The sequence below is a fragment of the Streptomyces sp. NPDC002306 genome (assembly GCF_053593435.1).
Genome location: NZ_JBSFCK010000007.1, coordinates 141,745 through 167,618, shown reverse-complemented (window position 1 = coordinate 167,618; position 25,874 = coordinate 141,745). Strand labels below are relative to the sequence as shown.

The window sequence follows — 25,874 nt, the reverse complement described above, 5'->3', positions numbered from 1 at the left end:
TCCTTGACTTCACTGATGTTTCCCCTCTACCCCGGCACTGGGGACGCCGGGAACGGAATCTTCGCACGCCGTGTGTGTGTCGTGTGAAGGGGGATGCGGTAGAGGTTTGGTTACTTCACCGGTCGCCCGGTCACTTCACCACCGTCGACCAGTCCGGTGACTGGGCAGGGTCCAGACTGCGCAGCCGCTCCAGGGTCTCGGGCTTCTGCACGTCCATCCAGGCGGCCAACTCCTTGAAGGACACGCACTTGACGCCCTTCTTGGTGCACACGTTCTTGATGACCTGGTCGATGGACTTCATGTAGATGCCCCCGTTCCAGTCCTCGAAGTGGTTGCCGATGAACAGCGGTGCCCGGCTGCCGTAGTACACGCGGTTGAAGCCGGCCATGTAGGAGCCGACGGTCTCCTCCTCCCACTCGGGGAACTTGGCCGCGTCGCCCTGGGTCTCGCCCTCGGACTGGTTGTAGAGGAAGTTGAAGTCCATGGACAGGCCCTGGTACTTGCCGCCCTCGTACGGGAGCATCTGGAGCGGGAAGTCCCAGATGCCCTTCTTCTTCGTGGGCCATATCTGGAAGTCGCCGGCGGAGCTGGCGTCGTACTTCCAGCCGTAGCCCTTGATGGCCTTCAGCAGGTTCGCCTGGCCCTCCAGGCAGGGGGCGCGGCCGCCGGTGACCTCCTTCTTGAAGTCGAAGGGCAGCGGCGCGATGTCGGTGTAGCCGGTGTTGGTCTTCCAGTTCTCCACGAAGTCGAAGAACTGGTCGATCTCGCTCTTCCACTCGTCGACGCTCCACTCGCCGCCGCCCTTGGCCTCGCAGAAGTGGCCGTTGAAGTGGGTGCCGATCTCGTTCCCGTCCTCCCAGGCCTTGCCGAGCTGTTCCAGCGTGGTGCGGATGTGCTCGTCGGTGGGGAAACTGATCGCGGCCGAACCCCGGGGGTGCTGCGGGGGGTTGTAGAGGTCCTTCTTGCTCTTGGGCAGCAGGTAGATGCCCGTGAGGAAGAAGGTCATGTGGGCGTCGTACTCCTTGGCCAGCTCCCGGTAGTGCGAGAAGAGCTCGTCGTCGCCCTGGAGGGCGCCGTCCCAGGAGAACACGACGAACTGGGGCGGCTTCTCACCCGGTTTGAGCGGGACCGCCTTCAACTCGCCGCTCTGCGGGCCGGTGTAGGAGGTGGAGCCGTCCCCGAGCACCTTGGTCCTGCCGTCCCACGGGGACTCGCTCGACTTGGGCGTGGCCCCCTTGCCCCCGGAGGACGCCGTCGGGGCGGTGCTGTCCGAGCGGGTCAGGACCAGGTAGCCCGCGACCAGGGACGCCGCGACCAGGAGGACCGCCAGGGTCAGGAACCCCGGACGTGGGGTGCGGCGCGGTGCGCGGCCTGCGCGCCGGCGGCCGGACGGTGACTTCATGTGCGGCTCATTCTCCGTGGGGTGGGGTGCGGGTGCCCGGTGCGGGGGTCAGCCGAGTGGGCTCATGGCGCCCGACCAGATGTCGTACGGGACGCTGTCGTCGGCCGTGCCCGCGATTCCCTTCAGGGGCAGTGGTTGGAGACTCTTGGCCAGATCTATGCGGTAGACCACGACCGCGGTCGACACGGACCTGGCCGTGCCGACGAACCAGAGGGCGGTGTCGTCCTGGGTGGTGCCGATCTTTCCGGCCACCTGGTCGGAGGCGGTGGCCGCGGGTGTGCCGGCCGTGGTGCCCGCCGCCGTCGGATGGGCCGTGCGGAAGGCGTCCGCCAGTGCGGAGTGGACCTCCTCGGCCACCTTCGCCGTCACCGCGCGCCGGGACGCGGGCTTCTTCAGCGGGACCTTGGAGCCGTTGCGGGTGATCCGGCTCACCGAGTACGGCTCGACGTGTCTGCCCTCGGCGGCGAAGGTGCCGTACGCGCTCGCCATGCGGATCGCGCTGGGCGTGGAGTTGCCCAGGGACAGCGCGGGCACCTGTGCGCCGAAGCTGGAGGACAGCAGTCCGGCCGCCTCGGCGGTGCCGCGCACGGTGTCGAGGCCGGTGTCCATGCCGAGTTGCATGAACGGGGTGTTGACGGAGTTGGCGAGCGCCTGGTGCAGGCTGATCTGCCCGTAGGACTTCTGGCCGTCGTTGTGGGCGGCGACCTTCTTGCCGCTGCGGTCCCAGTAGGGCCCCTCCGGCGTGGAGACGGGCACGCCGTCGTCGCCGTCGTAGAGCGACTCCCCGGTCACCGTGCTCACGGCGCCGTCACGGGTCTTGCGGACGCCGTGTTCGAGACCGGCGGCGTAGACGAAGGGCGTGAAGGCCGAACCGGCCGGGACCGTGGTGGCGTTGGACTCGTTGTAGCCCTGCGTACGGTGGTCGGGGCCGCCGTAGACGGCGAGGATCCGGCCGTCGGAGGCGATCGAGGACGCGCCGTAGTGTGCGGTCCTCGCGGCGCCGGGGTCGTCCTCCTTGGCCTCCTTGCGGGCCTTGACGACGGCGTCCGTGAGCGAGGTCTCCCGCTTGCGGTCGAAGGTGGTGTAGATCTGGTAGCCGCCGAGGTCGAAGTCCTTGTCCGAGATGCCGGCGGCCTTCTTGGCGTACTGCTGGGCCAGCTCCACCAGGTAGTCGCTCTGCTTGCCGGTGTCGAAGGACGGGGACCGCTTCAGCGGCTCGGGGAACTTCTTGTACGAGGCCCGCTCGGTGGGCGACAGCTTGCCGATGTCCACCATGCGGTCGAGGATCCAGTTCCAGCGCTCCACGGCGCGCGCGTGGTTGGCCTGGCTGAGCGTCGGGTCGTACAGGCCCGCGCCCTTGAGCAGGGAGGCCAGGAAGGCGGCTTCGCTGACGTCGAGATCGCCGACCTCCTTGCCGTAGTAGGCCTGGGCGGCGCGCTGGATGCCGTAGGTGCCGCGGCCGAACCAGCTGGTGTTGAGGTAGCCCTCGAGGATCTTGTCCTTGCTCATCCGGTTGTCGAGCTTGAGGGAGATCATCGCTTCGGTGAACTTGCGGCTGACCGTCTGGTTCTGGTTCAGGTAGACGTTCTTGACGTACTGCTGCGTGATGGTGGAGCCGCCCTGGGTGTCTCCGGAGCCGACCGTGCGCCACAGGGCGCGGCCGAGGCCGGAGACGGATATGCCCGGGTCGGAGTAGAAGCTGGCGTTCTCCGCCGCCACCACGGCCCAGCGCACGTCCTGGGGTATGTCCTTCAGGGGCATGTCCTGCCGCTGCACCCAGCCGGTCCGGGCCATGGGCGTCCCGTCGGACCAGAAGAAGACGTTGTCCTGCTGGGTGGCGTAGCTGTTCAGGTTCTGCGGGATGTCGGTGGCGGCGTAGGCGACGACGAGGAAGGCGCCGGACAGTCCCACGGCGGACAGCACCGCGCCCGCCGACTGCCGCCAGGTGGGTATCCAGCGGCGCCAGTCGGTGCGGCCGGGGCGCGGGTACTGCGGCCTGAGCTTGCGGGCGTAGGGCGCCAGCCGGTGGACGTACGGGGCCAGGCGGTCGGCGTAGGGCGCCAGTCGGCGGGTGACGGGGGCCAGGAACCGGGCCAGTGCGGCCAGAACGGGCGCCGCCGCGGCGACGAGGGGGCCGAGACGGCCGGGACGGGTGGCGGACGCGGCGGCCGGCTGGTCCTCGTCGGCGACGGACCGGTCGGGCAGCTCGGACAGCTGGACGACCCGCAGTTCCATGGTGGCGTCCGCCGGTGGCGGCGGCTCGAACCTGAGCTGCATGGTCTCGTCCGACGGCGGCTCGAACCGGAGCTGCATGGTCTCGTCCGACGGTGGCGGCTCCTGGGCCGGAGCCTCCTCCTCCGCGCGGTGACGGGAACGTTTCGGCACGGCACGGCGACCGTGACGCCGACCGTCCCCCTGGGCCTCGGCGCCCTGCCCCTCCTCGGTCACGACTGCGTCTCCCTCCGCACTCCATGGTGCTCGCGCGGGCCGACACAGCTGCCGCGTACGCGGCTGAGATCCCCCTGTGTCGCTGTTGCCGGACCAGGGCCGGGGCCCCGCGGCTCATCGCGGCTCTGCCAAATTACCAGCGATCTTTGCAATTTCTCCGCACAAGAAACCGACAGAAGCGATCGCATAGCAAAATTTAGAGCTCACGTTATCGGTCGCGGCCGTTAGCCTGAGCACATGCCTCGCTACGAATACCGCTGCCGGACCTGCGGCGACACGTTCGAACTCAGTCGTCCGATGGCCGAGTCCTCCGCGCCGGCAAGCTGCCCGGCCGGACACGACGACACAGTGAAGTTGCTCTCAACGGTCGCGGTGGGCGGCTCGGCCACCGCGTCCGCCCCCGCGCCCGGGACGGGCGGCGGGGGCGGCGGCGGGTGCTGCGGCGGCGGCTGCTGCGGCTGACGGCCGCGGGAGGGCCCTCGGGGTGCCGCGCGGCTGCCGGCCGCCGGAGGGCCCTCGCGGGCAGGCACCTAGGGGTGCTGCTGGGGGCGTGACACGCGCAGGAACTCGCGCAGGATGCGCTCGCCCGCCAGCACGCCCCGTTCGGGCAGCGCGGTGATGCCGGGTGCCGTCCAGTCGGCGTCGGCCAGCTCACCGTGCCCCGGCCGCCAGCCCTGGTCCGCGGCCAGCAGCAGGTCCGCGTCCAGCAGCGAGTCGCCGGCCGCGAGGGTCAGGTCGGCGCCGGTGCGGCGGGCGACCTCCCGCACGGCCGCGCCCTTGGTGAGCGGCTTCGGCACGGCGTAGATCTTGCGGCCCTGGAGCGACACCGTCCAGCCGAGGTTCTCCGCCCAGGCCGCGAGCTCCTTCACCCACTCCTCGGGCAGGAGCTCACGTTCCACGACCAGATAGACGAACAGGTCCTCGGCGATGCGCTGCTTGCGCAGCCAGGCCGGGTCCGCCGTGCGGGTCAGATGCTCCTCCACCTCGGCCAGCGGCGCGCACTCGTCGGCCAGCCGCGCGGTCACCCGCGCGTGCCAGTCCTCGTCGGTCACGCCGTCCACCAGCAGATGGCCGCCGTTGGCGCAGATCGCGTAAGTGGGCGCCGGGCCCGGCAGGTTGATGCGCAGGTACTGCTTGCGGGTGCGGGTCGTGGTCGGCACGAAGACCGCCGCGTCGCCGAGTTCCGTGAGCAGCCCGGCCGCCGTCTCCGTCAGGTACGACAGCGGCCTGCTCTCGTGCACCTCCACGCACAGCAGCCGCGGGGCCCGCGCGTCGGGCATAGTCAGCGCCAGGGCCCCCGCGGAGTAGATGAGCGTACGGTCGAGGTCGCTCGCCACCAGCACCGGCATCAGACCGTCACCGCCTTGCCGTCGGCGCCGGTCGCCCCGCGCGTGAACTTCGGGTGGATCAGGCCCACGCAGGTGTAGGGCAGTTCACCGACCTCCTCGACGGGCACCCCGCGCTGCTCGGCCAGCAGGCGGACGTGGTCGAGGTCGGCACCCGCGCCGGCCCGGGCGAGGATCTTCCACGGCACCCGGCGCAGCAGCACCCGAGTGGTCTCGCCGACACCGGGCTTGACCAGGTTCACGTCGTGGATGCCGTACTCCTCGCTGATCCGCTCGACGGCCGCCCAGCCCTCCCAGGTCGGGGTGCGGTCGGCGGCCAGCAGTTCCTTGACGGCCGCGTCCACCGTGTCCACGACCTCGCCGAAGCGCGCGGCGATCGCGTCGAGGAAGTCCACCGACACGTCCGTACCGGCGAGTTCGCGGTAGAACTTCGCGCCGTGGAAGTCGTGCGGGCCCACCAGGTCCGCGCGCAGCACGGTCCGCGAGATGAGCCCCGACACGGTCGAGTTGAGGCACGCGGAGGGGATGAGGAAGTCCTCCCGGGTGCCGTACGTCCGCACGCACGAGCCCGGGTCGGCCAGGACCGCGATCTCCGGGTCGAAGCCCGAGACGCCCTCGGCCTCCTCGAACTCCCGCAGGGCGTCGGCGAGTTCCCGGGTGATGGCGCCCTTGCCGGTCCAGCCGTCGACGAAGACCACGTCGGACGGGTCGTGGTGGGCGGCCAGCCAGCGCAGCGCGTTGACGTCGATGCCCCGGCCGCGCACGATCGACACGGCGTAGTGCGGCAGGTCGAGGCCGTGCCGGTACTGGGCCCAGCGGCGCATCAGCACGCCGACCGGTGTGCCCGCGCGGGCGAGCGAGACCAGCACCGGGCGCGGCGAGCGCTCCGCGATCACGGTCTCGGTGACCACGCCGACGGCGTGGGCGATGCGGTCGGCCGAGATGCCGAGGGCCGTGTGGAACAGCTCCTGGTACTGCTCGCTCGGCTGGTACTCCACCGGCAGCGACTCGGCGTAGTGCGCGCCGCCGCTCTGGATGGCCTCCTCGCGCTCCTCGGTCGGCGCCTCCAGCGTCACGTCCGAGAGGTCCTGGAGCAGCCAGCCGACCTCCTCCGGCGCGTACGAGGAGAAGGCGGGGCCGCGGAGGGGCTCGGGCAGCATGGCGGGTCTCTCTTCCGGCAAGGCGGCTGCGTACAGCGGTTCGGGGACGTACGAGGGCACGACCGCGAGCAGGACGTGCGGGGCGTGCTCGGCGAGCCGGGCCAGGAGGCCGTCGGGGGCGTGCAGCGCGGCCGTGTCGGCGACCGAGTCCACGACCGCCACGACCGCGTCGAAACCGGCTCCGGCGACGTTGTAGGCGTAGCGCTCGCCGGGGCCGTCGGCCGGGTCGTCGTGGGCGGGGAAGACCAGCCGGCTGCGTATCGCGTAGCCGGGGTCGTCGACGGCGAGGACCGGCGAGCGGGTGGTGGTGGAGTAGCGCACCTCGGCGGCCACGACCTGTTCGAGCTCGCGGGCCAGCCGCAGCGGTGCGTACATCAGCTCCTCGAAGCCGAGGACGAGGACGCGCCGGGCGTCGTCGGGTATCGCCTCGGCGAGCCGGGCCGCCATGGCGGGCAGCGCGGACTCCAGGCGCATGCGGTGCCGGGCCGTGAAGCCGTGCCGGCCGCCGTCGGGCAGACCGCGCGGCCAGCACAGCTCGACGCGTTCGACACGGCCCTGCGGGCGCTGGGCGGGGAGGGCGGCGGACTCGTACCGCGCGACCAGTTCCTGGCCCTTCTCCAGCACGCCCTCCGGCAGCCGGACGGTCCCGGAGGCGGCCGCCACCAGGTCCACCCGGGCGCCGAGCTCCCGCGCGAGTTCCGCCAGGCGGCCCGCGTCGGCCGCCGAGCGCATGTCGACGAGCGCGACGACGACGTACCGCTCGCGCGGATAACGCTCGTGCAGGTCCCTGATGGTGTTGAGGATCGTGTTGCCGGTGGAGAACTCGTCGTCGACGAGCACCAGCGGGCCGCCGCCGACCAGCAGGGCCGGGTCCTCGGGCAGCAGCAGGTGGGAGGTGGCGTGCGAGTGGGACTCCTCGAAGCCGCCCGCGGTGGCTACGCCGGCGACCGGGCGGCGGGTGGAGTGCAGACAGGGAGCGGCGCCCAGTCCGTCGGCGACGGAGTGGCCGAGGCCGGTGGCGGTCTCCGCGTAGCCGAGGACGATCGCCTCGGCCGCCTCCTCGGCGCCGAGCAGGTCGCGTACCCGGCGGCCGAGGGCGTAGCCGTAGCCGTAGACCACGGACGGCGACTGCGGCACGTGCTTGCCCAGCACGTTCGACACGAGCAGATGGGCCCGCTTGGGGTTGCGGCGCAGCGCCAGCCCCACCAGGTCGGTCAGTTTGCCGTCGCCCACGAGTTCGATCCCGAGCCGCTGCGCGACCCAGGCACCGGACCAGACCCCGTCGTTCACTGCCTTGTTCATACGTCCCTTGTGTGTAGCCGGATCTAGCCGGTTCCCTCGGGAGCGGCCGGTTCGGCCGGCTCCCCTGAGCGCGGCCGCTGCGGCCGGTACGGCGGTTCAGCCCGGGATGCCGGCGGCCAGCAGGTCGACGAAGCTGACGTCCTCGTGCGCGACGCCGAAGACCTGCGCGCGCAGCATGGTCCGCTCGGCCCAGGCGCGGTGCGGCTTCACCTCGTTCATCTTGTTCGTGTACGCCGACCTCAGAACTCCCCCGCCGCCGCGCTCGGGCCGCAGGATGTCCGCCGCGTCGCTGAACTCCTCGTGGCTGACGACGGACAGCGCGTGCACGGCCGGCACGTGGGAGGGGTGGATGCAGGTCTTGCCGAGCAGGCCGTTGGCATGGTCCAGGGAGATCTCCCGCAGCAGTCCGTCCATGGCGTGCTCTATCAGTATCTCGCGCAGCTCGACGACCTGTCCTTCCATGAAGGGGCTGTGCCGCAGCATCGGCTTGAACATGCGCTCGGGGACACGGAAGTACTCCCACACCGGGCCGGTCACCGTGAAGCCGGTGCCGTCGGCGCGGCCCAGCATGTTCACCACGTCGGAGATCACGGAGGCGACGATCTGGACGTCGTACGCCGTCATGTCGGGGGCCCGGCGCAGGCCGTAGGAGGAGCAGAAGTCGGTCACGCCGAGACGCAGCGCGAGCACCCGGTCGCGGTACTTGTCGACCGCGCGGGCGATGCCTTCCAGGGTCTCGACCCGCGACTCGCGGTACAGCAGCTCGGGCGACTCCAGCACCGGCATCGCGAACAGGCGCCGGCCGCTCGCCGTCTCCGCGGTGGAGAGGGCCTCCAGGAACGGCATGCCGCGTTCCTCGGTGAACTTCGGCATGACGAAGCCGGACAGCCGCCGGACGGTGGGGCCGAGCCGGCGGACCAGGTCGGGGATCTGCTCGGGGGTGCGGACCCGGATGAACAGCAGCGGGAGACCGGTGCCGGCGCGGGCGTCCAGGTCGGCGAACTGGCGGACCAGGTTCTCCTCGCCGTGCTCGACGTCCGCGTCGTCGATCGAGTCCTCCAGGCACAGCACCATCGAGACCACGCCGCGACCGGCCTGCTTGACGATGTCGTCGGCGAGCTGGGGCCGGGTGGCCGGGCTGTAGAGGGTGGCGCCGAGCGCCGCGGAGAGCAGCCGGGCCGGGGAGTCCGCGGTGAACTCGCACGGCTCCTGGTGGAAGAGGCGCTGCCGTACCTCAGGGGCGATGTGCCCGAAATGACGCATTGAGCTCCCCCGTGGTGACGGAACGTGGCGAATAAGCCGGTGGCGTGTGTCTATGGGTGGCCGGTAATAGTACGTAAGGATCCATGTCAGAGGTTCCCGCCGGGCATGAAGTTCAGGTAACGCAGGCAAACACAGTGGGTCACCGTGTCCGGGTTCGCCCCCGCATTGTCGTGATCAGGACCGAGAGGGCAGGATGACCGTATGACGCACGCGATGCTGAAGGGGTCGAACGTCCCGGTCGAGGCCACGACGGTGCGCGCCGTGCTGCGCTGGACGACCGGGCAGGGGGTCCCGGACGTCGACGCCTCCGCGCTGCTCCTCGGCCTCGACGGCCGGGTGCGCTCCGACGAGGACTTCGTTTTCTACAACCAGCCCCGGCACCCCTCCGGGAAGGTCTGGCGGCTCGGCAAGAAGCGGGTCGCCGAGGGCCTCACCGATACGATCCAGACAGATCTCGTCGGTGTCGAGCCCGGGGTCGGCCAGATTCTGCTGGTCGCTTCGGCGGACGGCGTCACGTTCGATCGCGTACGGTCGCTGCGCATCCTGCTGTACGACGCCTCGGTCACCGAGAGCGAACCGCTGGCGTACTTCGACATCAAGCCGGAGACGGGCGAGGAGACCGCGCTGATCTGCGGCGAGCTCTACCGGCGCGGGGACGGCTGGAAGTTCCGGGCGCTCGGCGAGGGCTACTCGAACGGGCTGAAGGGTCTCGCGACCGACTTCGGCATCTCGGTGGACGAGGCGGAGGCGGCGCAGGAGGCGCAGGCCGCCCAGCCCCCGCCGCCCACCACGGCCCAGCCGCTGCCCCCCGAGCGGCAGCCGAACGCCGTGCCCGCCCAGCCCGCGTACGGCTATCCGCAGCCGCCGGTGGCGACCCAGCCCGCCTACGGGTACCCGCAGCCGGCCGGCCAGCCCGCGTACGGCTATCCGCAGCCGGTGCCCGCGGCCCCGGCCTCGGAGTTCCGGCTGCCGCCGCAGGGCCCGCAGTTCGTCGGCCGCTGACCACCGCCCCGGAGCCGACGGGTCGGGGGCGTCAGCCCTCGACCTTCGTCTTGTAGCCCCGGCCCCACTGCAGCCCCCACCCGTACAGCCGGTCGAGTTCCGCTTGGAAGCCGTACACGAACTTCACCTCACGGCGGACGATGAGCTCGTCCTTGACGTTCTCTATCATCACGACCGCGCAGGAACGGGCCTGGGGATGGCGTTCGTCCAGGCCTATCTCGATGCGCGGGCCGTTGCTCGGGTACAGGGTGACGATGGCATGGGTGCGGTCGAAGGCGGGCGTCTGGTCGTAGATGTACACGAACACCAGGAGGCGTTTGATGTCGTCCCGGTGGTCGAGGTTGACGTAGACCGTCTCGCCGGACGCCGAGCCGAAGCGGTCGTCACCGCTGAGTTTCACGTACGGCGGCGCGTTGACGTCGCCGAGATAGCCGCCGAGCGGCTGGACGACGCCCTTGGTGCCGTCCTTGAGCTCGTAGAGGCAGCCCAGGTCGAGGTCGACGTTGACCATGCTCTGGCTGTGGCCGATGACCTCCGGGGGCCTGAGCGCCTTGAAGGGGTGCCGCAGCAGGCTCTCGCGCTGGGTGCCGCCGATGTCGGAGGTCCGCATCCGCCAGGTCAGGTTGATGCGCAGGTTGCCGGTGGCCGCGCCCTGTTTGGTGAGGGAGACCTGGTGGTGCCGTTTGGTCAGCTCGATGGCGTTGCTCGCCGCGCTGCCCGAGTCGAAGTCGAGCTCCCGCCCGCGCCACAGCCCGTCGAAGAGCCCCATACCCGCCCCACCCCCACCTTCACGCGCACTGGACAGACCGGCGGGACGGCCGGAGGACTCGTCCTCGTCGGCCGCCCCGCACAGAGCGTTCCTCGCTCAGCTGGTGATCACACCCCGGACGAGACTTCAGCCTTCTCGTCCGAGCCCGCTTTTCCCTCGGCCGCCGCCAGTGCCCGGTTGCGGCGCACGGAGGACCAGAAGGACCAGCCGATCAGGACGACGCCGACGAGACCGGTGATGACCTCGTTGATCTGGTACTGGATGGTGATCATGAGGATCACGGCGAGCGCGCCGATCGCGTAGTGGGCGCCGTGCTCCAGGTAGACGTAGTCGTCGAGGGTGCCCTGGCGGACCAGGTAGACCGTGAGCGACCGGACGTACATCGCGCCGATACCGAGGCCGAGAGCCATCAGGACGATGTCGTTGGTGATGGCGAAGGCGCCGATCACGCCGTCGAAGGAGAAGGACGCGTCCAGGACCTCGAGGTAGAGGAACATGAAGAACGCGGCCTGGCCCGCGAGGACGATGGGCGGCTTCTTCTTGCCGGTCCGCTCGGCTTCCTCCTCCGCCTCGTGCTCACGCTCCTCCTCCTCTTCGAGTTTGTCCTCGAAGTAGCCGGAGAGTCCGCCGACGACCATGTAGGTGATCAGGCCGGCGATACCGGCGATCAGTACCGTCTGGGCCTTGTCGACATGCGCGCCGCCGTGCTGGTGGGCGTGGGTCGCGAAGGTGAAGGCGGTGACCAGCAGGACGACCAGCGCGATGCAGACCGACAGCATGTCGACCTTGCCGAGCTTGGCCAGCGGCCGCTCGATCCAGCGCAGCCACTGGATGTCACGGTCCTCGAAGATGAAGTCGAGGAAGATCATGAGAAGGAACATCCCGCCGAAGGCGGCGATCGCCGGGTGGGCGTCGGTGACCAGTTCCTGGTAGCGGTCCTTGTTGTTGAGCGCGAGGTCGACGGCGTCGATGGGGCCGATCTTGGCGCTGATCGCGACGATGACGACGGGGAAGACCAGTCGCATGCCGAAGACGGCGATGAGCACACCGACCGTGAGGAAGATCTTCTGCCAGAAGGCACTCATCTTCTTCAGGATCCCGGCGTTGACCACCGCGTTGTCGAACGACAGCGAGATCTCGAGAACGGAGAGGATCGCGACGATGCCGAAGGCCTCCCACCCCCCGTAGAAGACCGCTGCGACCAAGCCGAGCGCGGTGACCGCGAACGACCAGCCGAAGGTTTTCAGAAGCACTGGCTACCCAATCCTGTGTGTACGGGGCTCCCCCGCGCCGCACTCGGCTTTACGAAGTATTGACCCCGAAGTCTAGAGGCACGGCGCTCCGGGCGACATGGGCGGGCCCACGTGCCCGGAGAGCCGCAGGTCCAGAGCCTCATTCCCTGGTCACGGCCCGCACGGGGTACTACGAGACGTTGACGCCGAAGTCCATGGCGATGCCCCGCAGACCCGACGCGTACCCCTGGCCCACGGCTCGGAACTTCCACTCGCCCTGGTACCGGTACAGCTCGCCGAAGATCATCGCGGTCTCCGTGGACGCGTCCTCACTGAGGTCGTAGCGGGCGAGTTCCTGACCGTCCGCCTGGTTGACGACGCGGATGAAGGCGTTGCTGACCTGGCCGAAGGTCTGGCCGCGATCGTCGGCCAGGTGGATGGAGACGGGAAAGACGATCTTGTCGCAGTGGGCCGGCACCTTGGAGAGATCCACGAGGATCGACTCGTCGTCGCCGTCGCCCTCACCCGTCAGGTTGTCGCCGGTGTGCTCCACCGAGCCGTCCGGGCTCTTGAGCTGGTTGTAGAACACGAACCACTCGTCGCCCAGTACCCGTCCGTCCCGGCACAGGAGCGCGCTGGCGTCGAGGTCGAAGGGGGCTCCGGTGGTGGAGCGTGCGTCCCAGCCGAGCCCGACCATCACCTGCGTGAGGTTCGGCGCGGCCTTGGACAGGGAGACGTTGCCTCCCTTGGCGAGCGTGACGCCCATGATGCTGGTCCTCCCCTAGGTCGTGCTTCTTCGGTTGTCCTGCACGTCCGGCGCCGCCCGTAAACGGTGCGGCGCCGGTTCGAGACGTCACTCCTCGAAACTCCTCGGAGCTCCCCCGTACCCCGGAGCCCCTCGGACCACGCTCACGGCTCAGACGTTGACGCCGAAGTCCTGCGCGATGCCGCGCAGGCCCGAGGCGTAGCCCTGGCCGATGGCGCGGAACTTCCACTCCGCGCCGTTGCGGTACAGCTCGCCGAAGACCATGGCGGTCTCCGTCGAGGCGTCCTCGGACAGGTCGTACCGGGCGATCTCGGCGCCGCCGGCCTGGTTCACCACGCGGATGAACGCGTTGCGCACCTGCCCGAAGGACTGCTGGCGGTTCTCCGCGTCGTAGATCGAGACCGGGAAGACGATCTTGTCGACGTCGGCCGGGACGCCGGCGAGGTTGACCTTGACCTGCTCGTCGTCGCCCTCGCCCTCACCGGTGAGGTTGTCGCCGGTGTGCTCGACCGAACCGTCCGGGCTCTTCAGATTGTTGAAGAAGACGAAGTTCGCGTCGTTGCCCACCTTGCCCGAGGTGTTCAGCAGCAGCGCGCTTGCGTCCAGGTCGAAGTCGGTGCCGGTGGTGGAGCGAGCGTCCCACCCCAGACCGACGATGACCGCGGTGAGGCCCGGGGCCTCCTTGGTCAGCGAAACGTTGCCGCCCTTGCTGAGGCTGACTCCCACGAGTCCTCCATTGGTGTCCGGGGGCGGGGAGCCCCATCGTGCTCTGGCATCGGATCAACGAGTCGATCCTAGTAACGGGTTCCCGCGCACCGCAGGCCCTGGAACCGAACAATCACAGGGTGTCGAGCGCCTTGACGTACTCGTTCAGGTCGCGCGCGTCCGGCAGGCCGTTGACGACGGTCCAGCGGACGACGCCCGTCTTGTCGATGACGAAGGTGCCGCGCACCGCGCAGCCCTTGTCCTCGGCGAAGACCCCGTAGGCGCGCGAGACCTCGCCGTGCGGCCAGAAGTCGGAGAGCAGCGGGTACTCCAGGCCCTCCTGCTCGGCGAAGACGCGCAGGGTGTGGATGGAGTCGTTGGAGACCGCGAGCAGCTCGGTGCCGCGGTCCGAGAACTGCGGCAGGTTGTCACGCAGCTCGCACAGCTCACCGGTGCAGACACCGGTGAAGGCGAAGGGGTAGAAGAGCAGGACCACGTTCTTCTCGCCGCGGAAGTCGGAGAGCCGCACGGTCGCGCCGTGGTTGTCCTTGAGCTCGAAGTCGGGGGCCTGGTCGCCGACCTGGATCGCCATCGTCGTGCTTCCCTTCCGGTGGGCTGCTCGGGTGAGAGCGCCGCGAACACCGGCGGCGCGAGGACCACCCTACGCAGTACGCACGACGGAGATACGGACGGGCTGACCTTGACCGTCAGCCCGTCCGGGGGGTGGGACCGTGGGCTTACTTCTTGTTGGTCTTGGCCGCCTTCGGGGTCAGCAGCCGGCTGCCGATCCAGTCCTTGCCCACGCTGACGCTCTTGGAGGCCGACAGCCCCGCCGTCGTCGCGGCTTCCGAGATGTCGCTCGGCTCCACGTAGCCATCACGTCCGGTCTTCGGCGTGAGAAGCAGGATCGCACCGCCCTCTTCGATGTACGTGGTGGCATCCACCAGGACATCGGTCAGGTCGCCGTCCTCGTCGCGGAACCACAGCACCACGGCATCGGCTACGTCGTCGTAGTCCTCGTCCACCAGGTCGCTGCCGACTACTTCTTCAATGGCCTCGCGGAGTTCCTGGTCTACGTCGTCGTCGTAGCCGATCTCCTGGACCACCTGCTCGGGCTGGAACCCCAGCCTGACGGCAGGGTTCGTCCGCTCCTCCGCGTGGTCCGCGGTCGCGCTCACGGGTTGCCTCCTGATCATGTCTTGGTGAATATCTCAGCCACGCGCGTGCGCGAAGCATTGGCCGTAGTCCACACGGGCGGGACGGATCGCGCAAGTACCCGGCGGTTCAGACCGCCGAAACGGTGACGATCCGGGCCGTGTCGCCCCAACTCCAGGCACGCCGTCGCGGCCGGGAGTGACCCACACCACACCCTTGTGCCCCCTTTGCCCGTTTGGGAATCCGGAAGAGCTGACGCAGATCCGGGTTACCTCTGAGTAGAGATGACGATTGCCGCCCCGAGGTACACGATGGGGAACGGTGCAGGACTACCGAGAACCCGGGAAAGAACAGCAAAAACAGCCCTCTGACAAGTAAGGAACAGCGTGGCTTCCGGATCCGATCGAAACCCGATCATCATTGGCGGCCTTCCGAGTCAGGTTCCTGACTTCGATCCCGAAGAAACCCAGGAGTGGCTCGACTCCCTGGACGCGGCCATCGACGAGCGCGGCCGGGAGCGTGCCCGGTACCTCATGCTCCGGCTGATCGAGCGGGCCCGCGAGAAGCGCGTGGCCGTGCCGGAGATGCGCAGCACGGACTACGTCAACACCATCCCGACCAGGGCCGAGCCCTTCTTCCCGGGCAACGAGGAGATCGAGCGCCGGATCCTCAACGCGACCCGCTGGAACGCGGCCGTGATGGTCTCCCGCGCCCAGCGGCCCGGCATCGGCGTCGGCGGCCACATCGCCACCTTCGCCTCCTCCGCCTCGCTGTACGACGTGGGCTTCAACCACTTCTTCCGCGGCAAGGACGAGGGCGACGGCGGCGACCAGGTCTTCTTCCAGGGTCACGCCTCCCCGGGCATCTACGCGCGCGCCTACCTGCTGGACCGCCTCAGCGACCAGCACCTGGACGGATTCCGCCAGGAGAAGTCCAAGACCCCGTACGGACTGTCCTCGTATCCGCACCCGCGGCTGATGCCCGGGTTCTGGGAGTTCCCGACCGTGTCGATGGGCCTCGGCCCGATCGGCGCGATCTACCAGGCCCGGATGAACCGCTACATGCACGCGCGCGGCATCGCCGACACCTCCCGGTCGCACGTGTGGGCGTTCCTCGGCGACGGCGAGATGGACGAGCCGGAGTCGCTGGGCCAGCTGAGCATCGCCGCGCGCGAGGGCTTGGACAACCTGACCTTCGTCGTCAACTGCAACCTCCAGCGGCTCGACGGGCCGGTGCGCGGCAACGGCAAGATCATCCAGGAGCTGGAGTCGGTCTTCCGGGGCGCCGGCTGGAACGTGATCAAGCTGATCTGGGACCGGACGTGGGACCCGCTGCTCGCCCAGGACCGCGACGGCATCCTCGTCAACAAGATGAACACGACCCCGGACGGCCAGTTCCAGACGTACGCCACCGAGTCCGGCGGGTACATCCGCGACCACTTCTTCGGCGACGACCACCGGCTGCGCTCGATGGTCCAGAACATGACCGACGACCAGATCCTGCACCTGGGCCGCGGCGGCCACGACCACCGCAAGATCTACGCCGCCTTCAAGGCCGCCGTCGAGCACAGCGGCCAGCCCACGGTCATCCTGGCCAAGACCATCAAGGGCTGGACGCTGGGCCCGAACTTCGAGGGCCGCAACGCCACGCACCAGATGAAGAAACTGACGGTCGCCGACCTCAAGGGCTTCCGGGACCGGCTGCACCTGCCGATCTCCGACCAGGAGCTGGAGTCCGGCGCGCCGCCGTACTACCACCCGGGCCGCGACTCCGAGGAACTCCAGTACATGCACGACCGGCGCAAGGGGCTCGGCGGGTACGTCCCGACGCGCGTCGTGCGCTCCCAGCCGCTGGCCCTGCCGGACGACAAGACGTACGCGACCGTGAAGAAGGGCTCCGGGCAGCAGTCGATCGCCACGACCATGGCGTTCGTCCGGTTGCTGAAGGACCTCATGCGGGACAAGGAGATCGGCAGGCGGTTCGTGCTGATCGCGCCGGACGAGTACCGCACGTTCGGCATGGACTCGTTCTTCCCGAGCGCGAAGATCTACAACCCGCTGGGGCAGCAGTACGAGTCCGTGGACCGCGACCTGCTGCTGGCCTACAAGGAGTCGCCCACCGGGCAGATGCTGCACGACGGCATCTCCGAGGCGGGCTGCACGGCCTCGCTGATCGCGGCCGGCTCGGCCTACGCCACGCACGGCGAGCCGCTCATCCCGGTCTACGTCTTCTACTCGATGTTCGGTTTCCAGCGCACCGGTGACCAGTTCTGGCAGATGGCCGACCAGCTCGCGCGCGGTTTCGTCCTGGGTGCGACCGCCGGACGGACGACCCTGACCGGCGAGGGCCTTCAGCACGCGGACGGCCACTCCCAGCTGCTCGCCTCGACGAACCCCGGCTGTGTCGCCTACGACCCGGCGTACGGGTACGAGATCGCGCACATCGTGCAGGACGGCCTGCGCCGGATGTACGGCCCGGACAGCGAGGACGTCTTCTACTACCTCACCGTCTACAACGAGCCGATCCAGCACCCGGCCGAACCCGCGGACGTCGACGTGGAGGGCATCCTCAAGGGCCTCCACCGCATCGCCGCCGGCTCGGCGGGCACGGTCCCGGCGCAGATCATCGCGTCGGGCGTGGCCGTGCCGTGGGCCGTCGAGGCGCAGCGGATCCTGGCCGAGGAGTGGAACGTACGCGCCGACGTGTGGTCGGCGACCTCCTGGAACGAGCTGCGGCGCGAGGCGGTGGACGTCGAGCGGCACAACCTGCTGCACCCGGAGGAGGAGCAGCGGGTGCCGTACGTGACGCAGCGGCTGAGCGGGGCCGAGGGTCCGGTCGTGGCGGTCTCCGACTGGATGCGTTCGGTTCCGGACCAGATCGCCCGGTGGGTGCCGGGGACGTACCAGTCGCTGGGCGCCGACGGGTTCGGGTTCGCCGACACGCGCGGCGCGGCACGCCGGTTCTTCCACATCGACGCGCAGTCGATCGTGGTCGCGGTGCTGACCGAGCTGGCGCGCGAGGGCAAGGTCGACCGGTCGGTGCTGAAGCAGGCCATCGACCGGTACCAGCTGCTCGACGTCGCGGCGGCGCATCCGGGCGCGGCCGGCGGCGACGCGTGACACCACGCGCCTGACCAGGTGGAGGGCGGCGGGACCTGTCGGTCCCGCCGCCCTCCACGCGTTCCCTACGATGCGGTCATGCAGGAACAATCGGCGCAAGCCCGCTGGGAACAGCTCACCCAGCGGCCACTGCTGGCGCTCGCCGTGGTGTTCACCGTCGCCTATGCCGTGCCGATCGTGGACAGTTCGGCCGGGCACTCGCTGACGGCCGCGTGCACGGTGACCGAATGGGTGGTGTGGGGGTCGTTCGCCGCCGACTACCTGGTGCGGTTCGCGATGGCCCCGCGTCGCCGGGAGTTCGTCCGCTCGCACTGGCTGGACCTGTTCGCGGTGGTGCTGCCGATCCTCCAGCCGCTACGGCTGTTGCGTCTGGTGGCGACACTGATGCTGGTGGGGCGGCGGGCACGGATGGCCTCGCAGATCCGGCTGACGACGTATGTCGGCGGGGCGGTCGTCGGGCTGCTGATGTTCGGGTCGCTGGCCGTGCTGTCGGTGGAGCGGGACTCACCGAACGGGAACATCCGCACGCTGGGTGACGCCGTGTGGTGGTCCTTCACGACGATGACGACCGTCGGGTACGGGGACCACGCGCCGACCACCGGCATGGGACGGGTGCTGGCCGTGGGGCTGATGCTGTCGGGCATCGCCCTGCTGGGTGTCGTGACCGCGAACATCGCCGCGTGGTTCATCGCGCGGTTCGAGAAGGACGACGTGGAGGAGCGCCGGCAGACGGAGGCGATCGAGCGGCTGACGGAGGAGGTCAGGGCTCTGCGCGAGGAGGTCGCGACGCTGTCGCGTACGGGGGCCGCGCGTCAGCCCCTGGTGGGGGAACAGCCGCACTGACCCGCCGGCCCGGCGCCGCACCGGGGGCGGGCGGGCGCGCTCACCCCGCGCTCGCGGGATGCCGTCGCGCCCGCCCGTGCCGCCCGGCGGCACGCCTGCCCGCGTCCGTGCCCCTACGGCTGCACGGCTGCACGAGCGGCATGAACTGCATGAGCTACGCCAGCCACAGGATCGCCAGGAGCGTGTCTATCGCGCCCAGTACGACGGCGATCAGGGCCGGGACCGAGCGGGTGCCCGCCCAGGTGCGGCCCATGGCGAGCCAGCCGCAGACGATCGCCGCGGGGCCGAGGACGATCCCCAGCACGAAGAATCCGGCGACCGCGCAGATGACTCCGATGATTCCGAGCGTCGCGCGATCCGGCCCGGTCCGTGACCTCATCCGGCCACGTGAGCGGGGGTACCCGCGTGTTCCCTGTCCGAAGCCCGCCATCATCAACTCCCAGAACCCCGGGAAGAGTTGGATGTGCATCGGGGTTCATAGGTGCGGGTACCCCCGATATGGGCCTCAAGTCATCGGGTCCCTCGGGCCCCCGCCCGTCGGACGCTCCGGCCCGCTCATCGGGCCCTGGGGACCCGGCTCTTCGGCCCACGGGCCTGGGCGCGCTGCCCCCCTCCGGTAGCGCGCCGCGGCCCGGGCCGCCCTCCCCGCCGTACGGAACGTGCCGGTGGAACATTCCGTACCGGAGGGCTTGACCCACTGTGACCTGCGGCGCGTACCGGAGAACAGGAATCTTTAGCTCTGTCACCCTGATAGGGGAATTTTCTGTGAAACCCCGTCAGAATGACGTCAGATGTGGGCCGCTCCCGCGCCCGCCTCCGCGTTCTCGCCCCGCTTGGTGAGGAAGGCGACGAAGACCGCCACCACCGCCACGACGGCGGCGACGAGCGACGCCAGGCTCATGCCGGAGATGAAGGTGTCGTGCGCGACATCCGTGATCTTCGCGACGATCGCCTCCGGAGTGCCCTTGGCCACCGGTGCCACGCCCACCTGGACCGCCTCGGAGGCCTGGTCGAGCTGGGCGGGGGTGAGCGGCGGCAGGCCCGCGGCCTTCCAGTTGCCGGGGAGGTCACTGTCCACCTTGGACGCCATCACCGCGCCGAGCACGGCGGTGCCGAGGCTGCCGCCGATCTGCATCGCCGCCTGCTGGAGACCGCCGGCCACACCGGAGAGCTCCATCGGGGCGTTGCCGACGATGACCTCCGTGGCACCGACCATGACCGGCGCGAGGCCGAGGCCCAGCAGGGCGAACCAGAGCGACATGATGCCGCTGCCGGTGTCCGTCTCCAGCGTGGACATGCCGTACATGGCGATCGCGACGGACGCCATGCCGCCGGCCAGCGGGATGCGCGGGCCGAGCTTGGTGATCAGCAGGCCGGCCAGCGGCGAACCGACGATCATCATGCCGGTGAGCGGCAGCAGGTGCAGACCGGCGTCGATCGGGCTCATGCCGTGGACGTTCTGGAGGTAGAACGTCACGAAGAACAGGCCGCCCATGAAGGCGATGGCCATCAGGACCATCAGGATCACGCCCGCCGACAGCGCCACCGAGCGGAACAGCCCCAGCGGGATGAGCGGCTCCTTGACCCTCGTCTCCCAGTAGGCGAACGCCGCGAAGAGGGCGAGGGACCCGACCACGAAGGCCCAGGTCTGCCCGGCGCCCCAGCCCCACGCCGGAGCCTTGATCAGCGCCCAGACCAGGCAGAACATCGCACCGGAGAGCAGCGCGATGCCCAGGACGTCGAAGGAGCGCGGGGCGTTCTCGGCCCGGTGGTCGAGCAGGATCAGGCCGCCCAGCACCAGGGCCAGGACGCCGACCGGCACGTTGATGAAGAACACCGACTGCCAGTTCACGTGCTCGACGAGCACACCGCCGAGGATCGGGCCGCCCGCGGTGGAGGCACCGATGACCATGCCCCAGATGCCGATGGCCATGTTGAGCTTCTCGGCCGGGAACGTGGCCCGCAGCAGGCCGAGCGCGGCCGGCATCAGCAGCGCGCCGAACAGCCCCTGGAAGACGCGGAAGGTGACGACGAACGCGATGCTGTCGGACAGGCCGATCGCGCCCGAGGCGGCGGCGAAGCCGACCACGCCGATGAGGAAGGTCTGGCGGTGGCCGAAGCGGTCACCGAGCTTGCCCGCGGTGATCAGGGAGACCGCGAGGGCGAGGAAGTAGCCGTTGGTGATCCACTGGACCTGGGCGAAGGTGGCGCCGAGGTCCTTCTGGATCGCCGGGTTGGCGATGGCCACGATGGTGCCGTCGAGGGCCACCATCATGACGCCGACGGCGACGGTTATGAGCGTGAACCACGGGTGCCCGCGCAGTCCGGAGGCCGCCGGAGCCGGTCCGGGCGGGGTGGCGGCGGGCGCCTTGTCCCCCGGCCCCGTCGTGTCGATGGTGGTCTGACTAGTCATGCGGCCAAAGTTAGTGACAGCCGCTGACAATTGACAAACGAGTTCACAAGTCGGTAACTGTCACGCCTCGTACCGAACAGATGGGAGAGACCCGATGGACACGGCGTCACAGCCGGGACTGCGCGAGCGCAAGAAGCGGCGTACCCGGGACGCGCTGCTGCTGGCGGCTCTCGAACTGTTCACCACGCGCGGGTACGAGCGGACCACCGTCGACGACATCACCGAGGCCGTCGAGGTCTCGCAGCGCACCTTCTTCCGCTACTTCGCCGGCAAGGAGGAGGCCGCGTTCGCCGTCCAGGAGATGGCGGAGGCGCACTTCGTCGCGTCGGTGGGCGCGCGGCCGCCGCACGAGGCCCCGATGGAGGCCATGCGCAAGGCCGTGCTGGACGGCTGGGACCGGCTCAGCGAGGCGATCGCGGCCGTCGTCCCGGTCGAGCTGTACGTACGGATGTACCGGACGATCGAGTCGACGCCCGCGCTGCTCGCCGCCCATCTGCGCCGCTCGGCGGAGACGGAGGAGAAGATCGCGCGCGTGCTCGCCGAGCGCGAGGGCCTCGACCTGGAGACCGATCCGCGCCCGCGCCTCGCGGTGGCCGTGTTCGGCGCGGTGATCCGGGTGACGGAACGGCAGTGGAGCACGGGCGAGGACTTCAGCCCGGCGGCCATCCGGGAGCTGACCGCCCGCTACCTCGATCAGGTGGGGCCCGCGCTCACCGGCCACTGGCGCACCCCCTGACGTCATCGTCTGAGGTCAACGTCACGCGGGCCGAAACGTGATCCCGATCACTCGGTTACCGCGAGACCCTCCCGTTCTCCTAGTGTGTCCTCCCAGTGACTTCCTTCGACTCCTCCCCGCAGCTCAACGTCTGGCGCGCACTGCTCGCACTGGCCGTCGTGTTCGTGATGCTGGCGACCACCGGCTGGACGGCACTGCGTCAGCACGAGGAGACGTCGGCGCTCCAGGTCTCACTGACGGCTTGGGAGCGCGGCAGCGTCGCCGGCCACCGGCTCCCGGACCCGCACGCGGCCCCGGCCCGCCTCTCCCGGTTCTTCGCCTCGCTCACCGCGCAGGAGCGCAACCGGCTCGCGACCCGCTACCCGCTCGCGGTCGGCAACATGAACGGCGCCCCGGTCAAGCTCCGCTACCGCGCCAACCGCGTCGCGCTCGGCCAGGCCCGCGCGGTCGAGAGCGAACGCATGCACGACAAGCGGCTGAGCCCGGCGGGGCAGCAGGAAGCCGGGCGCCGCATGCACCGCTTCGATTCGATGATGAGCGGTGGCCGGCAGATCCTCGCCTTCGACCCGGCGGGCTCCGGCCGGGTCGCCGAGGTGCTCGGCGACCTCACCGAGGCCGACCGGGTCTCGGTCGTCGTCCCCGGCGTCGACACCGACCTGCTCACCTTCCAGCGCACGAACCGCAAGTACACGGCGCCCGTCGGCATGGCCAAGGCCCTCTACGCCGCCGAGCGCGCGGCCGAGCCCTCGACCCGTACGGCCGTGATCGCCTGGGCCGACTACACGGCCCCCGCCGGACTCGGCATCGACTCGGCCACCGCGATGCGCGCCGAGGACGGCGCCGTCCGGCTCAACGCGCTGCTGCGCGCGCTGCCCGGCGGCGCGCCGGTCTCCGTGTTCTGCCACAGCTACGGCTCGGTGCTCTGCGGGATCGCCGCGCACGGCATGCCGCGCCGGGTGGTCGACATAGCCGTGGCCGCCAGCCCCGGCATGCGCGTGACGAACGCCGCCCACCTGGACACCTCCGCCCGGGTGTGGGCGATGCGCGACCCCGACGACTGGGTGCAGGACGTGCCGTACCTGGAGGTCGGGGGGTTCGGGCACGGCGCCGACCCGGTGTCCGCCGCGTTCGGCGCGCGGGTGCTGTCGGCGCGGGACGCGAAGGGCCACAGCGGCTATTTCGAGCCGGGCACGGACAGCCTGCGCAACCTGGCCGACATCGGCGCGGGCGCGTACCAGGCGGTCGAGTGCGCACACGAAGATGACGGGTGCCGGGCGGGTCTGCCCGGCGAGGCGGCGGCGGAACGCGCGTAGAAGCGCAGGAACTGCGGTCCGCCCGGGGAGGCGACGGAGGAGCGCGTGCCGCATACGATGAGCCGCATGGGTGATGTACTGGCCGGATTTCATGCCGCCTGGGAGTTCGAGTCCGACTCCGTGCTCATCCGCTACGAACGGGGCATTCGCACACCCAAGCTCTTTCAGGCGCTGGGTGAGAGGCGCGTCCCGCTCGCGGCGATCGAGGCGGTGACACTCACTCCCGGCAAGCGCGGCACGGTCGTTCTGCGCGCCGAGCCCAGGCCGGGCGCCGACCCGCTGATGGAGGCGGCCGCCGGTCAGCTCAAGGAGGGGGCCGACCCCTACCGCCTCGTCCTGCCGGCCGAGCGCGAGACGCTCGCCGAGTACTACGCAGACGAACTGCGCGCCCTGCTCACCGAGTCCGGCCCGGCCGAACGCCATCTGGTGCCCGCGCCCGAGGCGCCCCGGCAGTTCAAGGCGTACGACGCGAAGGCGTCCTTCGACGGCCGGACGGTGTCCTTCCGCTGGTTCTGGACGGGCGCGTCGTCGACGAAGTGGAAGGCCGGCGACCAGAGCTTCCCGGTCACCGCGCTCGCCGGGGTCGAGTGGCGCTCCCCCGAGGTCTTCGAGGGACATCTACGGCTGCTGCGGCGGGACGCGGCCCAGCCGCAGTCGGCGCCGGCCGACCAGGATCCGGCGGCGGTGGTGTTCGGGCTGGGCTACGGGCCGGTGCACGAGTCGCTGCCGTTCGCCGCGGCCGTGCTGGCCGCGGTGCGGGCCGGCGGGCCCGCGGGAGTGGTGCCCGTACCGGCCCCGCGCCGCGATCCCGCCGACATCGCCGAGCGGATCCGGCACCTCGGAGAGCTGCACCGGGCGGGACTGGTGACGGACGAGGAGTTCTCGGTGAAGAAGGCCGAACTCCTGGCGGAGTTGTAGCGGCCCGCCCGCCTCAGCCCGCCCGCCTCAGGCCGCCACCTCAGCCCGTGCCTCAGGCCCGTGCCTTCAGCCCGCGCGTTCCGCCTCGTAGACGCGCCCGGCGTCCGAATAGAAGGTGATCTTCCGGTCGAGCACGGCGAGGGTGTCGTGGAGCTCCGCGATCCTGGCCTGGACGTCCCGGCGGGTCGCCTCCAGCAGGTCACGCCGCTCTTCGTAGGTGTTCTCGCCCTCGCGCACCAGCTCCGCGTACCGGACCATGTCGGCGACCGGCATGCCGGTCAGCCGCAGCTTGCCGACCAGGTCGAGCCAGTCCAGGTCGCGGTTGCTGTAACGGCGCTGGCCGGTGTGCGAACGGTCGATGTGGGACATCAGGCCGATCCGCTCGTACCAGCGCAGGGTGTGCGCGGTGAGGCCGGTGATCGCGACGACCTCGCTGATCGTGTAGCTGTCCTGGCCGTCGGGGCGCGGATGCCGGCGGGGCGGTGCCGAGCAGATGTCTGCGGGGGTGGGGGCTTGCTCGGTGGCCGCGGGCGTGGTCTGCATCACCGTCATGCCCTCCACGCTATGGCCTTGGAGTGCACTCCAAGCAAGCGGAACCGGTGAGAAATCGGCAGGACGTGGCGTGATCGGGACGGTTAACGTGCGGCCCATGAGTCTCGTACGCCGTGCGGCACCCGAGGACGCGCCGGAAGTGCTGCGCCTTCGCCAGGTGATGATCGATTCGATGACGCCCTCGGACGGTCCGACCGAGTGGCACACGCGGTCCCTGCCGACGCTGCTGGCCAGGCTGTCCGAGCCCGACGGGGACTTCGCCGCGTTCGTCGTGGACCATCCGGAGCGGCCGGGGGCGCTGGCGGCGCTGGTGGTCGGGACGATCGAGTACCGGATCGGCCGGCCGGGCAACCCCGAGGGGATCGTCGGCTTCGTCTTCAGTGTGGCCACCGACCCGGACGCGCGTCGCCGCGGATACGCGCGGGCCTGCATGGACGGGCTGCTGGACTGGTTCCGCTCGCGCGGCGCGGCCCAGGTCCACCTCACCGCGTCGGCGCAGGCCGAGCCGCTGTACGCCGCCCTCGGCTTCCAGCCCAAGCCGGACCCCTTGATGGAGCTGAGACTGTGAGCCGCTTAGGCTCGGCGTCATGTCCTTGAAGAGCTTGGCGTTGATCGAGAACTGGTCGGTCCCCACCGCCGCGGCGGGTGTCGTACGGGCCGACGGCACGGTCCTGGGGACCCATGGACCGGCCGGACGGCGCTTCCCGCTGGCCTCGGTCACCAAGCCGCTCGCCGCGTACGCCGCGCTCGTCGCGTACGAGGAAGGGGCGGTCGAGTTCGACGAGCCGGCCGGTCCGCCCGGTGCGACGGTCCGCCATCTGCTCGCCCACACCTCGGGGCTGGCCTTCGACGAGCACCGGGTGATGTCGCCGCCCGGGCAGCGGCGGCTGTACTCCAACGCGGGCTTCGAACAGCTCGGGGACCACCTCGCCAGGACGACCGGCATCCCCTTCGCCGACTATCTGCGGCAGGCGGTGCTCGAGCCGCTCGGCATGACCGACACGAGCCTCGACGGCTCCCCGGCGAAGGACGGGATCTCCACGGTCACGGACCTGCTGCGGTTCGCCGCGGAGCTGCAGGCGCCGCGGCTGCTCGATCCGCGCACGGTCGCCGAGGCGATGACCGTGCAGTACCCGGGTACGAAGGGCGTCCTGCCGGGCTACGGGCACCAGAACCCGAACGACTGGGGCCTGGGCTTCGAGATCCGGGACGGGAAGTCCCCGCACTGGACGGGGGCTTCGTCCTCGCCGCGGACGTTCGGGCACTTCGGTCAGTCGGGGACCTTCCTGTGGATCGACCCGGTGGCGGGGGCGGGGTGCGTCGCCCTGGCCGACCGCCCCTTCGGCCCGTGGGCCGCCGAGGCCTGGCCGCCCTTCACCGACGCGGTGCTGGCGGAACTCGCCGGCTGAGACCCCGGGCCGCACCCGGCG

General features: G+C 70.2%; 23 protein-coding genes. 9 read left to right on the top strand and 14 right to left on the bottom strand.

What is annotated here, in order from left to right:
- Positions 1-130: 130 nt before the first annotated feature.
- Both ACWCQK_RS16565 and ACWCQK_RS16560 read right to left on the bottom strand, forming a co-directional pair.
- On the bottom strand, positions 131-1,402 hold the full coding sequence (locus ACWCQK_RS16565) for a hypothetical protein (RefSeq protein ID WP_451155847.1): 1,272 nt from the start codon (positions 1,400-1,402) through the stop codon (positions 131-133).
- Between the two features lie 48 nt (positions 1,403-1,450).
- Complete coding sequence (locus ACWCQK_RS16560; RefSeq protein ID WP_451156032.1) at positions 1,451-3,679, bottom strand: transglycosylase domain-containing protein; 2,229 nt, start codon at positions 3,677-3,679, stop codon at positions 1,451-1,453.
- 408 nt (positions 3,680-4,087) lie between these two features.
- Here ACWCQK_RS16560 and ACWCQK_RS16555 point away from each other — a divergent pair, with 408 nt between their 5' ends.
- Complete coding sequence (locus ACWCQK_RS16555; protein ID WP_451155846.1) at positions 4,088-4,312, top strand: FmdB family zinc ribbon protein; 225 nt, start codon at positions 4,088-4,090, stop codon at positions 4,310-4,312.
- A 68-nt stretch (positions 4,313-4,380) separates the two neighbouring features.
- Here ACWCQK_RS16555 and ACWCQK_RS16550 read toward each other — a convergent pair whose 3' ends face one another.
- The 3 genes from ACWCQK_RS16550 to ACWCQK_RS16540 form a co-directional block, all read right to left on the bottom strand.
- The gene (locus ACWCQK_RS16550; protein WP_451155845.1) at positions 4,381-5,199 is read right to left on the bottom strand and encodes an HAD family hydrolase; all 819 of its coding nucleotides are present in this window, start codon (positions 5,197-5,199) and stop codon (positions 4,381-4,383) included.
- On the bottom strand, positions 5,199-7,658 hold the full coding sequence (locus tag ACWCQK_RS16545; RefSeq protein WP_451155844.1) for a phosphoribosyltransferase: 2,460 nt from the start codon (positions 7,656-7,658) through the stop codon (positions 5,199-5,201). Before ACWCQK_RS16545 ends, ACWCQK_RS16550 begins: the two co-directional genes overlap by 1 nt.
- Positions 7,659-7,754: 96 nt before the next feature.
- Positions 7,755-8,921: an HpcH/HpaI aldolase/citrate lyase family protein gene (locus ACWCQK_RS16540; protein ID WP_451155843.1), complete on the bottom strand. Its 1,167-nt coding sequence runs from the start codon at positions 8,919-8,921 to the stop codon at positions 7,755-7,757.
- Positions 8,922-9,122: 201 nt separating this feature from the next.
- On the opposite strand from ACWCQK_RS16540, the gene ACWCQK_RS16535 reads away from it, so the two are divergent.
- The gene (locus ACWCQK_RS16535; RefSeq protein WP_451155842.1) at positions 9,123-9,923 is read left to right on the top strand and encodes a TerD family protein; all 801 of its coding nucleotides are present in this window, start codon (positions 9,123-9,125) and stop codon (positions 9,921-9,923) included.
- A 31-nt stretch (positions 9,924-9,954) separates the two neighbouring features.
- Here ACWCQK_RS16535 and ACWCQK_RS16530 read toward each other — a convergent pair whose 3' ends face one another.
- The 6 genes from ACWCQK_RS16530 to ACWCQK_RS16505 all read right to left on the bottom strand — a co-directional run bounded on the left by ACWCQK_RS16530 (position 9,955) and on the right by ACWCQK_RS16505 (position 14,573).
- On the bottom strand, positions 9,955-10,692 hold the full coding sequence (locus ACWCQK_RS16530) for a TerD family protein (RefSeq protein ID WP_451155841.1): 738 nt from the start codon (positions 10,690-10,692) through the stop codon (positions 9,955-9,957).
- Between the two features lie 107 nt (positions 10,693-10,799).
- On the bottom strand, positions 10,800-11,945 hold the full coding sequence (locus tag ACWCQK_RS16525; protein ID WP_451155840.1) for a DUF475 domain-containing protein: 1,146 nt from the start codon (positions 11,943-11,945) through the stop codon (positions 10,800-10,802).
- 169 nt (positions 11,946-12,114) lie between these two features.
- Positions 12,115-12,690 carry a TerD family protein gene (locus tag ACWCQK_RS16520; RefSeq protein ID WP_451155839.1) on the bottom strand — a complete coding sequence of 192 codons (576 nt, stop codon included), beginning with the start codon at positions 12,688-12,690 and terminating at the stop codon, positions 12,115-12,117.
- Between the two features lie 150 nt (positions 12,691-12,840).
- A complete protein-coding gene (locus ACWCQK_RS16515; RefSeq protein WP_451155838.1) occupies positions 12,841-13,416 on the bottom strand; it encodes a TerD family protein in 576 nt (191 codons plus the stop codon).
- A gap of 112 nt (positions 13,417-13,528) precedes the next feature.
- Positions 13,529-13,987, bottom strand: a complete 459-nt coding sequence (locus ACWCQK_RS16510) for a peroxiredoxin (RefSeq protein ID WP_451155837.1) — start codon at positions 13,985-13,987, stop codon at positions 13,529-13,531.
- Between the two features lie 145 nt (positions 13,988-14,132).
- Positions 14,133-14,573 carry a DUF3052 domain-containing protein gene (locus ACWCQK_RS16505; RefSeq protein ID WP_451155836.1) on the bottom strand — a complete coding sequence of 147 codons (441 nt, stop codon included), beginning with the start codon at positions 14,571-14,573 and terminating at the stop codon, positions 14,133-14,135.
- 363 nt (positions 14,574-14,936) lie between these two features.
- On the opposite strand from ACWCQK_RS16505, the gene aceE reads away from it, so the two are divergent.
- Entirely contained in the window at positions 14,937-17,669 is a 2,733-nt protein-coding gene (gene aceE, locus ACWCQK_RS16500; RefSeq protein WP_451155835.1) for a pyruvate dehydrogenase (acetyl-transferring), homodimeric type, read from the top strand.
- 78 nt (positions 17,670-17,747) lie between these two features.
- Positions 17,748-18,512 (top strand): potassium channel family protein, encoded by a 765-nt coding sequence (locus tag ACWCQK_RS16495; protein ID WP_451155834.1) that lies wholly within the window; start codon positions 17,748-17,750, stop codon positions 18,510-18,512.
- A gap of 154 nt (positions 18,513-18,666) precedes the next feature.
- On the opposite strand, the gene ACWCQK_RS16490 is transcribed toward ACWCQK_RS16495, so the two are convergent.
- Together ACWCQK_RS16490 and ACWCQK_RS16485 are read right to left on the bottom strand one after the other, a co-directional pair.
- Entirely contained in the window at positions 18,667-18,945 is a 279-nt protein-coding gene (locus ACWCQK_RS16490) for a small hydrophobic protein (protein ID WP_451156031.1), read from the bottom strand.
- A 354-nt stretch (positions 18,946-19,299) separates the two neighbouring features.
- Positions 19,300-20,925 (bottom strand): MFS transporter, encoded by a 1,626-nt coding sequence (locus ACWCQK_RS16485; protein ID WP_451155833.1) that lies wholly within the window; start codon positions 20,923-20,925, stop codon positions 19,300-19,302.
- A 94-nt stretch (positions 20,926-21,019) separates the two neighbouring features.
- On the opposite strand from ACWCQK_RS16485, the gene ACWCQK_RS16480 reads away from it, so the two are divergent.
- The 3 genes from ACWCQK_RS16480 (at position 21,020) to ACWCQK_RS16470 (ending at position 23,892) form a co-directional block, all read left to right on the top strand.
- Positions 21,020-21,661, top strand: coding sequence for a TetR family transcriptional regulator (locus ACWCQK_RS16480; protein WP_451155832.1), 642 nt, complete (start codon positions 21,020-21,022; stop codon positions 21,659-21,661).
- Between the two features lie 95 nt (positions 21,662-21,756).
- Entirely contained in the window at positions 21,757-22,974 is a 1,218-nt protein-coding gene (locus ACWCQK_RS16475) for an alpha/beta hydrolase (RefSeq protein ID WP_451155831.1), read from the top strand.
- Between the two features lie 57 nt (positions 22,975-23,031).
- Positions 23,032-23,892 carry a DUF4429 domain-containing protein gene (locus ACWCQK_RS16470; RefSeq protein ID WP_451156030.1) on the top strand — a complete coding sequence of 287 codons (861 nt, stop codon included), beginning with the start codon at positions 23,032-23,034 and terminating at the stop codon, positions 23,890-23,892.
- A gap of 66 nt (positions 23,893-23,958) precedes the next feature.
- On the opposite strand, the gene ACWCQK_RS16465 is transcribed toward ACWCQK_RS16470, so the two are convergent.
- Positions 23,959-24,444 (bottom strand): MerR family transcriptional regulator, encoded by a 486-nt coding sequence (locus ACWCQK_RS16465; protein WP_451155830.1) that lies wholly within the window; start codon positions 24,442-24,444, stop codon positions 23,959-23,961.
- A 97-nt stretch (positions 24,445-24,541) separates the two neighbouring features.
- On the opposite strand from ACWCQK_RS16465, the gene ACWCQK_RS16460 reads away from it, so the two are divergent.
- The gene (locus ACWCQK_RS16460) at positions 24,542-25,012 is read left to right on the top strand and encodes a GNAT family N-acetyltransferase (protein ID WP_451155829.1); all 471 of its coding nucleotides are present in this window, start codon (positions 24,542-24,544) and stop codon (positions 25,010-25,012) included.
- Positions 25,013-25,031: 19 nt separating this feature from the next.
- Positions 25,032-25,853 (top strand): serine hydrolase domain-containing protein, encoded by an 822-nt coding sequence (locus ACWCQK_RS16455; RefSeq protein WP_451155828.1) that lies wholly within the window; start codon positions 25,032-25,034, stop codon positions 25,851-25,853.
- The last annotated feature ends 21 nt before the right edge of the window (positions 25,854-25,874 follow it).

Excerpts from the sequence above, each read along its gene's own strand:
- ACWCQK_RS16490 (WP_451156031.1), bottom strand. The coding sequence starts at position 18,945 with ATGATGGCGGGCTTCGGACAGGGAACACGCGGGTACCCCCGCTCACGT.
- ACWCQK_RS16465 (WP_451155830.1), bottom strand. The coding sequence starts at position 24,444 with ATGACGGTGATGCAGACCACGCCCGCGGCCACCGAGCAAGCCCCCACC.
- ACWCQK_RS16535 (WP_451155842.1), top strand. The coding sequence starts at position 9,123 with ATGACGCACGCGATGCTGAAGGGGTCGAACGTCCCGGTCGAGGCCACG.
- ACWCQK_RS16560 (WP_451156032.1), bottom strand. The coding sequence starts at position 3,679 with ATGCAGCTCAGGTTCGAGCCGCCGCCACCGGCGGACGCCACCATGGAA.
- ACWCQK_RS16455 (WP_451155828.1), top strand. The coding sequence starts at position 25,032 with ATGTCCTTGAAGAGCTTGGCGTTGATCGAGAACTGGTCGGTCCCCACC.
- ACWCQK_RS16520 (WP_451155839.1), bottom strand. The coding sequence starts at position 12,690 with ATGGGCGTCACGCTCGCCAAGGGAGGCAACGTCTCCCTGTCCAAGGCC.
- ACWCQK_RS16485 (WP_451155833.1), bottom strand. The coding sequence starts at position 20,925 with ATGACTAGTCAGACCACCATCGACACGACGGGGCCGGGGGACAAGGCG.
- ACWCQK_RS16495 (WP_451155834.1), top strand. The coding sequence starts at position 17,748 with ATGCAGGAACAATCGGCGCAAGCCCGCTGGGAACAGCTCACCCAGCGG.
- ACWCQK_RS16540 (WP_451155843.1), bottom strand. The coding sequence starts at position 8,921 with ATGCGTCATTTCGGGCACATCGCCCCTGAGGTACGGCAGCGCCTCTTC.
- ACWCQK_RS16545 (WP_451155844.1), bottom strand. The coding sequence starts at position 7,658 with ATGAACAAGGCAGTGAACGACGGGGTCTGGTCCGGTGCCTGGGTCGCG.
- ACWCQK_RS16510 (WP_451155837.1), bottom strand. The coding sequence starts at position 13,987 with ATGGCGATCCAGGTCGGCGACCAGGCCCCCGACTTCGAGCTCAAGGAC.
- ACWCQK_RS16470 (WP_451156030.1), top strand. The coding sequence starts at position 23,032 with ATGAGCCGCATGGGTGATGTACTGGCCGGATTTCATGCCGCCTGGGAG.
- ACWCQK_RS16550 (WP_451155845.1), bottom strand. The coding sequence starts at position 5,199 with ATGCCGGTGCTGGTGGCGAGCGACCTCGACCGTACGCTCATCTACTCC.
- ACWCQK_RS16460 (WP_451155829.1), top strand. The coding sequence starts at position 24,542 with ATGAGTCTCGTACGCCGTGCGGCACCCGAGGACGCGCCGGAAGTGCTG.
- ACWCQK_RS16530 (WP_451155841.1), bottom strand. The coding sequence starts at position 10,692 with ATGGGGCTCTTCGACGGGCTGTGGCGCGGGCGGGAGCTCGACTTCGAC.
- ACWCQK_RS16480 (WP_451155832.1), top strand. The coding sequence starts at position 21,020 with ATGGACACGGCGTCACAGCCGGGACTGCGCGAGCGCAAGAAGCGGCGT.
- ACWCQK_RS16555 (WP_451155846.1), top strand. The coding sequence starts at position 4,088 with ATGCCTCGCTACGAATACCGCTGCCGGACCTGCGGCGACACGTTCGAA.
- ACWCQK_RS16565 (WP_451155847.1), bottom strand. The coding sequence starts at position 1,402 with ATGAAGTCACCGTCCGGCCGCCGGCGCGCAGGCCGCGCACCGCGCCGC.